The sequence below is a fragment of the Streptomyces melanosporofaciens genome, assembly GCF_900105695.1.
In the GTDB taxonomy this organism is placed as follows: domain Bacteria; phylum Actinomycetota; class Actinomycetes; order Streptomycetales; family Streptomycetaceae; genus Streptomyces; species Streptomyces antimycoticus.
This window is the reverse complement of record NZ_FNST01000002.1, coordinates 7417700-7430934: the sequence shown is the minus strand read 5'-3', so window position 1 is coordinate 7430934 and position 13235 is coordinate 7417700. Positions and strand designations below refer to the sequence as shown.

The window sequence follows — 13235 nt, the reverse complement described above, 5'->3', positions numbered from 1 at the left end:
CGGAGCTCGACCGGTGGGACGCGGTCTCGGCGCCCTCGGCGGTGGACGAGGCGGCCCGTCGGCGGATCACCGGCCGACTGCGGCTGCTGCTGGCCAAGTGGAACGACACGGAACGGGAAACGGAGCGTTCCGCGGCCCACAGCGAGCTCGAGACGGCGACGGCAGAGGACATCTTCGACCTCATCTCCGACGAGTTCGGAAAGTCGTGAGCCCGATGACCCCCATCCTCCGCGACGCGCCAAGGAGCCTCCGCTAGATGTCGAACGAAGAGAAGCTGCTCGACCACCTCAAGTGGGTCACGGCCGAGTTGCGCCAGACCCGTGAGCGTCTGCGCGAGGCCGAGTCCGAGGAGCCGGAGCCCATCGCGATCGTGGGCATGGCCTGCCGCTATCCGGGTGGGGTGCGCTCGCCCGAGGAGCTGTGGCGGCTGGTGCGGGACGGGGAGGACGCCGTCTCCGGCTTTCCCGCGGACCGGGGGTGGGGCACGGAGGAGCTGTTCGACCCGGATCCCGAAAGCTATGGGAAGTCCTACGTGGACCAGGGCGGATTCTGCTACGACGCGACCGAATTCGACGCGGCCTTCTTCGACATCAGCCCCCGCGAGGCCCAGGCCATGGACCCCCAGCAGCGGCTGCTGCTGGAGACCGCGTGGGAGGCATTCGAGCGCGCCGGGCTCAATCGGGATTCGCTGAGCGGCAGTAACACCGGGGTGTTCGCCGGGGTGGGTTCGCATGACTATCTGTCGGTCATCGGCAACATCACCAGCGAGGTGGAGGGCTACGTCGGCGCCGGGAACCTCGGCAGTGTGGTGTCCGGCCGGGTGGCGTACTCGCTCGGGCTCGAGGGTCCGGCGGTCACGGTGGACACCGCGTGTTCCTCGTCGCTGGTCGCCATCCACCTGGCCACTCAGGCGCTGCGCCACGGCGAATGCGATCTGGCCCTGGCCGGCGGGGTGGCCGTGATGGCGACGCCCGGCGCGTTCATCGAGTTCTCCCGGCAGCGTGGCATGGCCCCGGACGGCCGTTGCAAGCCGTTCGCGGCGGCCGCCGACGGCACCGGATGGGGCGAGGGCGCCGGGTTGATCGTCCTGGAGCGCCTGTGCGAGGCGCAGCGCCGCAACCGCCGTATTCTCGGGGTGATCCGGGGCTCGGCGGTCAACCAGGACGGCGCCAGCAACGGTCTCACGGCGCCGAACGGGCCCTCGCAGCAGCGGGTGATCCGGCAGGCACTCGCCAACGCGCAGGTGTCCGCCGCCGAGGTGGACGCGGTCGACGGGCACGGCACCGGGACCACGCTCGGCGATCCGATCGAGGCGCAGGCGCTGCTGGCCACCTACGGACAGGGCAGGCCGGAGGACGGGCCGCTGTGGCTCGGCTCGATCAAGTCCAACCTGGGGCACACTCAGGCCGCCGCCGGTGCGGCCAGTGTGATCAAGATGGTGATGGCGATGCGGCATGAGCTGCTGCCCGCCTCGCTGCACATCGACGAGCCGACGCCCCACGCCGACTGGGCATCGGGTGCGGTGCGGCTGCTGACCGAGCCGGTTCCCTGGCCGCGTGGCGAGCGTCCGCGCCGGGCCGGTGTGTCCGCGTTCGGTATCTCCGGTACGAACGCCCATCTCATCCTGGAGCAGGCCCCCGAACCGGCCGAGACCACCCCCGCACCCGACACCTCACCAGGCGGTGTTTCAGTGGGTGGTCTGGTGCCGTGGGTGGTCTCCGGGCGTGGCCATAAGGCATTACGCGGCCAGGCGACAGCACTGGCCGAACGAGTGGCCACCGACCCCGAGATCACGCCCGAGCAAGTCGGCTGGTCGCTGATCAGCACCCGGACCGTCTTCGACCACCGCGCCGTCATCATCGGCCAACACCACGACGAACTCCTGGCCGGACTCAACGCCCTGGCCAACGGCCACACCCACCCCACCCTCATCGAACCCGACACCACCGCCACCCCAGGCAGCCTCGGCCCAGTCCTGGTCTTCCCCGGCCAGGGCTCACAGTGGCTCGGCATGGGCGCCGGACTCCTCGACACCTCACCCCCCTTCGCCACCCGCATCACCGAATGCGAACAAGCCCTCACACCCCACGTCGACTGGTCCCTCACCGACGTCCTGCGCGGCGGCGTCAACGCAGCCGACCTCACCCGCGTCGACGTCGTCCAACCCGTCCTATGGGCCGTCATGGTCTCCCTCGCCGCCGTATGGGACCACCACGGCGTCATCCCCGCCGCCGTCGTCGGCCACAGCCAAGGCGAAATCGCCGCCGCCTGCGTCGCCGGAGCACTCTCCCTCGACGAAGGCGCCCGCATCGTCGCCCTCCGCGCCCACGCCCTCCGCCGCCTCACCGGCCACGGCGCCATGGCCTCCCTCACCATCAACCACCACCAAGCGAAAGAGTTCCTGAGCGGGCTCGGCGAACGCGCCGAGGGAGTGGGCATCGCCGCCGTCAACGGCCCCGGATCCATCGTCGTATCCGGACCGCCGGAGCAGGTCGCCCACGCCGTGGCCGCATGCGAACAGGCGGGCCGCCGGGCCCGGCTGATCGACGTGGACTACGCCTCCCACAGCGCCCAAGTCGACGAGATCACGGATGAGTTGAGGGAAGTGCTGTCGGGGATTGAACCCGTCCAGGCGGAGGTGGCGTTCTACTCGACGGTCACCGGCGCCCGCATGGACACCAGCGGACTCGACACCGACTACTGGGTCACCAACCTCCGCGAACAAGTACGGTTCGCCGACGCCGTACAAGCACTCCTCACCGACGGCCACCGCGTATTCATCGAAGCCAGCACCCACCCCGTCCTCACCATCGGCATGCAGGAGACCTTCGAGGAAGCCGATGTGCCCGCCGCCGCGGTGCCGACACTGCGACGGGACCACGGCGACCACGCACAGCTGATGCGATCGGTGGCGCAGGCGTTCACCGCCGGGGTCGCGGTCGACTGGACCCGCTGGTTCCGCACCGACCCCGCACCCCGCGCCATCGATCTGCCCACCTACGCCTTCCAGCGACGGCGCTACTGGCTGGACGGGCGGGGTGGCCACAGCGGCGACCCGGGCGACCTCGGGCTGGGGCCCGCCGGTCATCCGCTGCTCGGCGCCGCCGTGGAACTCGCGGAGGACGGCGCCCATGTACTCACCGGCCGGCTGTCGCCGCGGACCCACCCCTGGCTGAACGACCACCGGGTCCTGGACACCGTTCTGCTCCCGGGCACCGCCTTCGCCGAGCTCGCCCTGCACACCGCCGCGCGGACCGGCTGTGACCAGGTGTCGGAGCTGACCCTGCACGCGCCCCTGGTGATTCCGCAGGGTGAGGCGGTCGATGTACAGATCGCCGTGTCCGCTCCCGATCACACCGGGGAGCGTCCGATCACGGTGCATTCCCGGCCGGCGGCCGACACGGCGGACACCGGCGACGCGGCCTGGACCCGGCATGCCACCGGCGCGCTCGCCACTTCGTCCGGGACCGACTCCGCGGCCCTGGACGGCGCCTGGCCGCCTCCCGGGGCCACACCGCTCCCCGTCGAGGACTTCTACCGGCAACTCGCCGACCACGGCTATCACTATGGACCGTCCTTCCAGGGCCTCACCGCCGCCTGGCGGCTGGACGGCGACGTGTACGCCGAGGTGTCCCTGCCCGAAGGGGAGCGCGACGGCGCGGCCGCGTACGGCATCCATCCCGCCCTCTTCGACGCCGCGCTCCATGCCCGGGCCCTGGACGTCGCCCCCGGTTCGAAGGACGCGCACCGGATCCTGCTCCCGTTCACCTGGAGCGGTCTGCGGCTGCGCGCCACCGGGGCGGACACCCTGCGGATTCGCATGACCCCGACGGCACCGGACCGGCTCGCCCTGTTCGCGGCCGATCCGACCGGCGCCACGGTGGCCGTCGTGGACGATCTGATCCTGCGCCCGGTGCCGGACGGGCAGCTGGGGCGGGCCCGTGCGGCGGGCAGGAACGCGCTGTTCCAGCTCACCTGGACGCGGCTGACACCGGCCGAGGGCGCCCCCACCTGCCGTTCGGTCGTGATCGGACCGGACGGCGGCCTCTTGGCCGATGCGCTGCCCGACGCCACTGGCCTTCCGGATCTCGCGGCCGTGCGGACGGCCGTTGCGGACGGTGTCCCGGCCCCCGATGTGGTGTTCGCCTTCTTCGGCTCTCCGGACGATGGGCCGGGCGATCCGGTCGAGCGCACCCATTGCCTCGGCAAAGAGGCTCTCGGAGTGCTGCGGGAGTTCCTCGCCGCCCCCGAACTCGCCGACGTCCGGCTGGCGGTGGTCACCCGTGGGGCGGTGGCCCCGCAGAGCCATGACGATGTCCACGATCTGCCCGCTTCGGCCGTGTGGGGGCTGGTGCGCAGCGCCCAGTCGGAGAACCCCGGCCGGATCCTGCTGCTCGACCTCGACGAACGGGACGCCTCGCTACCCGCCGTGGCCGCCGCCGTGGCTTCGGGCGAGCCCCAACTGGCGCTGCGCGATGGTGTGGCGTACGTCCCGCGGCTGGTCCACGACGACGCGGCCAAGCGGCTCACCTCGCCGGAGGGGGCGGCCGCGTGGCGTCTGGGGCTGACCGGCCACGGCAGCCTGGACCAGTTCGCGCTGGTCGACTGCCCGGACAACACCCGCCCGCTGGGCCGTGGCGAGGTCCGGGTGGCGCTGCGGGCGGGCGGGGTGAACTTCCATGACGTGGTCGTGGCGCTGGGCATGGTGGAGGATCCCAGGCCGCTGGGTGGCGACGGTGCGGGCGTGGTCGTCGAGGTGGGTCCGGACACCGACGCGTTCGCGGTGGGCGACCGGGTGATGGGGCTGGTCAACGGCACCGGACCGCTGGTCGTCACCGATGTCCGGATGATCACCAGGATCCCGGTGGGGTGGTCGTACGCCCAGGCGGCGACCACACCGTCCGCGTTTCTCACGGCCTACTACGGTCTCGCCGATCTCGCGGGGCTGCGGGCCGGGGAGAAGCTGCTGTTGCACGCGGCTACGGGCGGGGTGGGCCTGGCGGCCGTGCAGCTGGCACGCCACTGGCGGGCCGAGGTGTTTGCCACGGCAGGCCCCGCCAAGTGGCATGCCCTGCGGGAGCGCGGATTCGACGACGGTCACATCGCCTCCTCGCGCACTCTCGACTTCGAGGAGGGGTTCCGCGCCGCCGCTGGTTCCATCGATGTGGTGCTCAACTCCCTGGCCGGTGACTTCGTGGACGCGTCCTTGCGGCTGCTGGCGCCCGGCGGTCGCTTCATCGACATGGGCCGGACCGACGTCCGCGACCCCGAGGAGGTGGGCGCCCGCTGTCCGGGGGTGGTCTACCGCGCGTTCGACCTGGTCGGCGGTGCGGGTCCGGACCGTATCCAGCGGATGCTGGCCGAGTTGTCGGCCCTGTTCGAGGACGGGACGCTGCGGCCGTTGCCCACCACCCTGTGGGACATCCGCCGGGCTCCCGAGGCGTTCCGCTACTTCAGCCAGGCGCGCCACATCGGCAAGATCGTGCTGACGCTCCCCATCGCCCTCGACCCGGACGGCACGGTGCTCATCACCGGTGGCACGGGCACTCTCGGCGCCGCCACCGCCCGCCATCTGGTGGCCCAGCACGGCGTACGGCGGCTGCTGCTGATCAGCCGCCGGGGCCTGGACGCCCCGGGGGCCACGGAGCTGGCGGCCGAGCTGACCGGGCTCGGCGCGCGGGTGACCATCGCGGCGTGTGACGCGGCCGACCGGGCCGCGCTGGCCAAGCTGCTGGAGACCGTTCCCGAGCGCCATCCGCTCACCGCCGTCGTCCACGCCGCCGGGCTGCTGCGCGATGCCACGGTCGAGGCGCTCACGCCCGATCAGCTCGATGAGGTGTTGTGGGCGAAGGCCGACGCGGCGTGGAATCTGCACGACCTCACCCGCGACGCGGGGCTGTCGGTGTTCGTGTTGTTCTCCGCGGCCGCCGGGCTGCTGGGCGCCGCGGGACAGGGCAACTACGCGGCGGCCAACGCCTTCCTGGACGCGCTCGCCGCGCACCGTCATGCCCAGGGTCTGCCCGCCACCTCCCTGGCCTGGGGGTACTGGGCGCAGGCCACCGGAATGACCGGAGGGATGACCGACGCAGACCGGGCGCGGCTGGCGCGGGCCGGGATGGTGGGTCTGGAGACCGAACAGGGTCTCGCACTGCTCGACATCGCCCTCGACAGCGGCCTTCCGGCCCTGGCACCCATCCAGCTCGATCTGGCCGTCCTGCGGCGTGAGGACCACGCCGACGACCTGCCGCCCCTCTTCAGGAGCCTGGTGCGCGGCAGCGCCCCGCAGGCGGCCACCGGAGCCGCCGGCCCGGGCGGAGCGGCACCGGCGGAGGCGTTCGCCACGCTGTCCGAGGAGGACCGGCGGCAGGCGCTCCTCAAGCTGGTGCGCAACGCCACGGCGACCGTGCTGGGGCATGACACGGCGGATGCCATTCACCCCGCCCAGAACTTCCGGGAGCTGGGCTTCGACTCGCTGACCGCCGTGGAGCTGCGGAACCGGCTGGGCGCTGCCACCGGTCTGCGGCTGCCCGCCACGCTGGTCTTCGACCACCCCACGCCCACCGCGGTGGTACGGCTGCTGGGGGAGCTCCTGGTCCCCGCCGAAGTGGCGCCGGCGACCTCACTTCTCACCGGGCTCGACACCCTCGACGCCGCCTTGACCGGGGAATCGCCGACCGCGAGCAGCGGGCCCGGATCGCGGTGCGGCTGCGGGAGTTGCTGCGCAAGGTGGACGGCCCGTGGCATGGCGACGACGGTGACGACCCCGCCGAGGAGGATCTGGCGTCGGCCAGCGACGAGGAGTTGTTCCAGGCGCTCGACAACGAGCTGACCGTCCCCTCCGACGACGGTCTCCGGTGAACCGCTGAATCAGGACCGCTGAATCAGGACCGCTCAATCAGAACCGCTGAATCAGGACCCCTAACAGGACCGCCGAAATCAGGACCGCCGTGACGATCGGGTTGATGCGATATGACGGATGACGAGAAGCTTCGCAGCTATCTCAAGCGGGCGACCGCCGATCTGCGTCTGGCCAGGCGGCAGTTGCGCGAGGTCGAGGACCGCGCCCGGGAGCCCATCGCCATCATCGGGATGGCCTGCCACTTCCCCGGCGATGTGGCGACCCCCGAGGACCTGTGGCGGGTGGTGGACGAAGGCGTGGATGTCATCTCCACGTTTCCCGAGGACCGTGGCTGGGACCTGGAGAACCTCTACGACCCGGACCCGGAGCACGCCGGTACCAGCAGCGCCCGCGAGGGCGGGTTTCTGCGCGATGTGGCCGATTTCGACGCCGAGTTCTTCGGGATCAACCCGCGTGAGGCCGCCGCGATGGATCCACAGCAGCGGCTGCTGCTGGAGACGTCGTGGGAGGCGTTCGAGCGCGCGGGGCTGACGCGGGAGGCGCTGAGCGGCAGCGACACCGGGGTGTTCGCCGGAGTGGACTCGTACCACTATCTGTCGCTCATCGGCCAGACGACCGGCGACTCGGCGGGCTACGTGGCCACCGGGAACCTCGGCAGCGTGGTCTCGGGCCGGGTGTCGTACTCGTTCGGCCTGGAGGGGCCCGCGGTCACGGTGGACACGGCGTGCTCGTCATCTCTGGTGGCCACGCATCTGGCGGTGCAGGCGCTGCGGCAGGACGAGTGTTCGCTGGCCCTCGCGGGCGGGGTGACGGTGATGGCCACACCCGGCGGGTTCACCGAGTTCTCACGTCAGCGCGCGCTGTCCCCGGACGGGCGGTGCAAGGCGTTCGCCGCGGCGGCGGACGGCACGGGCTTCTCCGAGGGCGTCGGTCTGGTGCTGCTGGAGCGGCTGTCCGAAGCACGGCGCAACGGGCATCGGGTACTGGCGGTGATCCGCGGTTCGGCGGTCAACCAGGACGGCGCCAGCAACGGTCTCACGGCGCCGAACGGGCCCTCGCAGCAGCGGGTGATCCGTCAGGCGCTGGCCAACGCGGGGCTGTCGCCGTCCGAAGTGGACGCGGTGGAGGCACACGGTACGGGCACGACGCTGGGTGACCCGATCGAGGCGCAGGCGCTGCTGGCCACCTACGGCCAGGAGCGGCCGGAGGGACGTCCGCTGTGGCTGGGCTCCGTCAAGTCCAACATCGGGCACACCCAGGCGGCCGCCGGAGTGGCGAGCATCATCAAAATGGTGGAGGCGCTGCGGCACGGGCTGCTCCCCGCCTCGCTGCACATCGACGAGCCGACACCGCATGTGGACTGGGGCGCGGGCGCGGTGCGGCTGCTGACCGAACCGGTCGAGTGGGCGGCGAACGAGCGGCCGTGTCGTGCGGGGGTGTCGTCGTTCGGAATCTCCGGTACGAACGCCCATCTCATCCTGGAGCAGGCCCCCGAACCGGCCGAGACCACCCCCGCACCCGACACCTCACCAGGCGGTGTTTCAGTGGGTGGTCTGGTGCCGTGGGTGGTCTCCGGGCGTGGCCATAAGGCATTACGCGGCCAGGCGACAGCACTGGCCGAACGAGTGGCCACCGACCCCGAGATCACGCCCGAGCAAGTCGGCTGGTCGCTGATCAGCACCCGGACCGTCTTCGACCACCGCGCCGTCATCATCGGCCAACACCACGACGAACTCCTGGCCGGACTCAACGCCCTGGCCAACGGCCACACCCACCCCACCCTCATCGAACCCGACACCACCGCCACCCCAGGCAGCCTCGGCCCAGTCCTGGTCTTCCCCGGCCAGGGCTCACAGTGGCTCGGCATGGGCGCCGGACTCCTCGACACCTCACCCCCCTTCGCCACCCGCATCACCGAATGCGAACAAGCCCTCACACCCCACGTCGACTGGTCCCTCACCGACGTCCTGCGCGGCGGCGTCAACGCAGCCGACCTCGCCCGCGTCGACGTCGTCCAACCCGTCCTATGGGCCGTCATGGTCTCCCTCGCCGCCGTATGGGACCACCACGGCGTCATCCCCGCCGCCGTCGTCGGCCACAGCCAAGGCGAAATCGCCGCCGCCTGCGTCGCCGGAGCACTCTCCCTCGACGAAGGCGCCCGCATCGTCGCCCTCCGCGCCCACGCCCTCCGCCGCCTCACCGGCCACGGCGCCATGGCCTCCCTCACCATCAACCACCACCAAGCGAAAGAGTTCCTGAGCGGGCTCGGCGAACGCGCCGAGGGAGTGGGCATCGCCGCCGTCAACGGCCCCGGATCCATCGTCGTATCCGGACCGCCGGAGCAGGTCGCCCACGCCGTGGCCGCATGCGAAAAGGCGGGCCGCCGGGCCCGGCTGATCGACGTGGACTACGCCTCCCACAGCGCCCAAGTCGACGAGATCACGGATGAGTTGAGGGAAGTGCTGTCGGGGATTGAACCCGTCCAGGCGGAGGTGGCGTTCTACTCGACGGTCACCGGCACCCGCATGGACACCAGCAGACTCGACACCGACTACTGGGTCACCAACCTCCGCGAACAAGTACGGTTCGCCGACGCCGTACAAGCACTCCTCACCGACGGCCACCGCGTATTCATCGAAGCCAGCACCCACCCCGTCCTCACCATCGGCATGCAGGAGACCTTCGAGGAAGCCGATGTGCCCGCCGCCGCGGTGCCGACACTGCGACGGGACCACGGCGACCACGCACAGCTGATGCGATCGGTGGCGCAGGCGTTCACCGCCGGGGTCGCGGTCGACTGGACCCGCTGGTTCCGCACCGACCCCGCACCCCGCGCCATCGACCTGCCCACCTACGCCTTCCAGCGTGAGCGGTACTGGCTGGACGGAGCGGGCGGGCCGGGTGGCGATCCGGCCGATCTGGGTCTGACGTCCGCGGGTCATCCGCTGCTCGGCGCCGCCGTGGAACTCGCCGACGGCACCACCCATGTGCTCACCGGCCGCCTCTCCGCACGCTCCCACCCGTGGCTCGCCGAGCATGTGGTGGCGGGTGCGGTGCTGGCGCCGGGCGCGGTGCTGGTGGAGTGGGCGCTGCGGGCAGCCGACGAGGTCGGCTGTGACGGGGTGGAGGAGCTCGCGCTGCAGGTTCCGCTGGCGCTGCCCGAGTCCGGTGGGCTGCGGGTGCAGGTGGTGGTGGGTGCCACGGCGGAGGACGGGCGGCGTGAGGTGCGGATGTACTCCCGCCCCGACGGCCCCGACCGGCTCGACCGCCCCGACCGCCCCGGCCAGGCCCTGGTCCTCGATTCCGGTACGGACGCGGGGTGGGTGTGTCATGCGGTGGGCGTGCTCGCACCCGCCGCCGAGGCCCCCGCACCGGTGGAGGGCCTGGGCGGGGCGTGGCCACCATCGGGCGCCGAGCCGCTGGACGTCGGCGCCTTCTACGAGCAGGTGATGGCGGCGGGTTACGGATACGGCCCGGCGTATCAGGGGCTGAAGGCCGCGTGGCGCCATGGCCGGGATGTCCTCGCCGAGGTGGCGCTGCCCGATGCCGCGGGTGGCCGGGACGGTTTCGGCATCCATCCGGCGCTGCTGGACGCGGCGCTGCATCCGTCGCTGCTGATGGACCGGCCCGAGGGTCAGGAGGACGACGGCCAGGTGTGGTTGCCCTTCGCCTGGAACGGCGTGTCCCTGTGGGCCACCGAGGCGGCCACGGTACGGGTCCGGCTGTCGCGGGACGAGGAGCGACAGTCGCTGCGGCTGACGGTGGCGGACACGGTGGGCGCTCCGGTGCTCACGGTCGATTCGCTGGTGACCCGTCCGGCCGCGACGGATCGGCTGCGCACGGCCGCGGCCACCCGTGCCGTGGACGGGCTGTTCACTCTGGACTGGACGCCGCTGCCCGCCGCGGCCACCGCACCGTCCCCGACGTCGGTGGTCGGCGAGGGCGGCTGGGTGGTGCTGGGCGGGGACCGGCTGGGGCTGGCGGACCCGGTCGCGGCCAGGGTGGGTCCGGAGGCCACGGTGTGCCATCCGGACCTGGAGGCGCTGATCGCGGCTGTGGAGGCGGGTGAGCCCGCCCCTGCCGTCGTCCTGGCCCATCCGTACGCCGTTGAGGGCGGCCACGGGGACGGGCTGGGGGCGGTCGAGGAGTTGCTGGGGCTGGTGCAGTCCTGGCTGAGGCGGCCGGCCCTGGCCGACGCGCGGCTGGTGGTCGTCACACGGGATGCGGTGGCGGCGGGCCGTCCGGGCGAACGCACCGACGACACCGACGACACCGACGACAGCAATGACCCCGATGGCACCGCGCTGGATCCGTCCGGTGCCGGGGCGTGGGGGCTGATTCGCAGCGCCCAGTCGGAGAACCCGGGCCGGTTTGTCCTGCTCGATCTTGATGAGGGCCGCGAGGGCGTCGTGGCGGCCGTGGTGCGCGCGATCGCGTCGCATGAGCCTCAGGTGGCGGTGCGGGACGGGCAGGTGCTGGTGCCCCGGATGGCCCGCGCGACGGCAGCGACGGCCGCGCCGGGACCGGCCGTCGACGAGCAGGACGAGCAGGAGAAGGTCCCCGGACTCGACGCCGATGGCACCGTGCTGATCACCGGTGGCACCGGCACCCTGGGTGCTCTGGTCGCCGAGCATCTGGTGCGCACCTGGGGTGTCGGGCATCTGCTGCTGGTGAGCCGGAGCGGTCCGGAGGCCGCCGGTACCCATGAACTCACCGACAGGCTGACGGAGTTGGGCGCCCAGGTGCGGATCGCCGCGGTCGATGTCACCGACCCGGACGCGGTGGCCGGTCTGGTGGCCGGGGTCGATCCCGCGCATCCGCTGACCGGTGTCGTCCACGCGGCCGGGGTGCTGGACGACGCCGTCCTCACCACCCAGACCCCGGAGCGGCTGGCGCGGGTGTGGCGTCCGAAGGCCACCGCCGCGGCCCATCTGCACGCCGCGACCGCGGAGTTGCCGCTGTCCCTGTTTGTGATGTTCTCCTCCACGGCGGGCACGCTGGGCGCCTCCGGGCAGTCCAACTACGCCGCGGCGAACGCCTACTGCGATGCCCTGGCCGCCCATCGCCGTGCCCTCGGCCTGCCGGGGCTCTCGGTGGCGTGGGGCCTGTGGGCGGACGCCAGCGGGATGACCGGGCATCTGGGGGATGCGGACCGGGCCAGGATGGCCCAGTCGGGCATCGGGGCGATGTCCAGCGAGCGGGCGCTGGGGCTGCTGGACGCCGCCGTGCGCCACGGCCACCCCCATCTGATCGCCATCGATCTGGACGTACGGGCCCTGGCGGGGCAGCCGGCGCTCACCCTGCCCGCTCCCCTGCGGGCGCTCACCGGCGGCGGTACGGCCCGGCGCACCGCGGCCACCGCCCGGCCGCACACCGACTGGGCCGGTCATCTGGCCGCGCTGCCACTGGAGGAGCAGCGCCGCACGCTGCTCAGTCTGGTCCTCACCCATGCCGCGGCGGCGCTGGGCCACTCCGACCCCGGGCGGATCCAGACCGAGCGCGGCTTCCTGGAGCTCGGCTTCGACTCGCTGACCGCGATCGAACTGCGGAACAGGCTGACCGCCGTGACCGGGCTGCGGCTCGCCACCACCCTGATTTTCGACCATCCGAATCCGGCCGCGCTCGCCGCGCATCTGCATACGGAACTGGCGCCCGAGGACGTGGATCCGCTCGCCCCGATGCTGGGCGAAATCGACAGGATGGAAAGCGCGCTGCTTTCCGTGGCGCGGGACGAGGCGGCGCAGGAGGCGCTGCTCAAGCGCCTTCAGAGCACGCTGTCGAAATTGGGCGCCCTGCACGGCGGCGGAACGGAGGAAGGGCCCGCGGCCGACCGTATTCAGGGCGCCACGGCCGACGAGATCTTCCAGTTCATCGACCAGGACCTTGGCCGGAGCGAGAGCAACGGAGAGCATGCACATGGGGGCACACGGTGATTGATGAGCGGAGCCGGAAGAAGCTCATCCTCGAGCACAGCCGCCGGATGAACGCCGCGGATATCGACGGGCTTCTCGAACTCTACGCGGACGAGGTCACTTTCGAGGATCCGGTCGGATCGGGGCGCAGGACCGGGCGGGACGCCCTTCGTGAGCATTTCGAGGAGTTGGCCGCGGCGGGTATCAGCGAGATTCCCGGTGAGCCGGTCGCGGGGCAGGACGGTGTGCATGTCCTGGTGCCGGTGACGGCCACCATGGACTATCTGCCCAAAGGCCCCGGATTCGCCGAGCGCGGCTGGCTGACGGCCCCGGACACCCCGGAGAACTCCCGCATCACCTGGGACTACGTCCTGATGATGCGCGCGGGGGCCGGCGGTCTCATTCAGGAACTGCAGATGTTCTGGGGAAGGTCGGACCTTGACATCACCGGCTGATCCCCCACG

Annotated in this window: 3 protein-coding genes and 1 pseudogene; all 4 read left to right on the top strand. The window is 71.8% G+C overall.

What is annotated here, in order from left to right:
* Positions 1 to 41: 41 nt before the first annotated feature.
* Positions 42 to 209 (top strand): hypothetical protein, encoded by a 168-nt coding sequence (locus BLV72_RS48235; RefSeq protein WP_167746444.1) that lies wholly within the window; start codon positions 42 to 44, stop codon positions 207 to 209.
* A 53-nt stretch (positions 210 to 262) separates the two neighbouring features.
* Positions 263 to 6829, top strand: a pseudogene (locus BLV72_RS34665) (SDR family NAD(P)-dependent oxidoreductase); the annotation flags it as partial.
* 140 nt (positions 6830 to 6969) lie between these two features.
* The gene (locus BLV72_RS34660) at positions 6970 to 12792 is read left to right on the top strand and encodes a type I polyketide synthase (protein ID WP_093467325.1); all 5823 of its coding nucleotides are present in this window, start codon (positions 6970 to 6972) and stop codon (positions 12790 to 12792) included.
* On the top strand, positions 12789 to 13226 hold the full coding sequence (locus BLV72_RS34655) for a nuclear transport factor 2 family protein (RefSeq protein ID WP_093467323.1): 438 nt from the start codon (positions 12789 to 12791) through the stop codon (positions 13224 to 13226). The genes BLV72_RS34660 and BLV72_RS34655 overlap by 4 nt, the downstream gene beginning before the upstream one ends.
* Positions 13227 to 13235: the final 9 nt, after the last annotated feature.

What these genes read in the sequence shown, in the direction of transcription:
- BLV72_RS34660 (WP_093467325.1), top strand. Translation starts at nt 6,970, where the DNA reads ATGACGGATGACGAGAAGCTTCGCAGCTATCTCAAGCGGGCGACCGCC.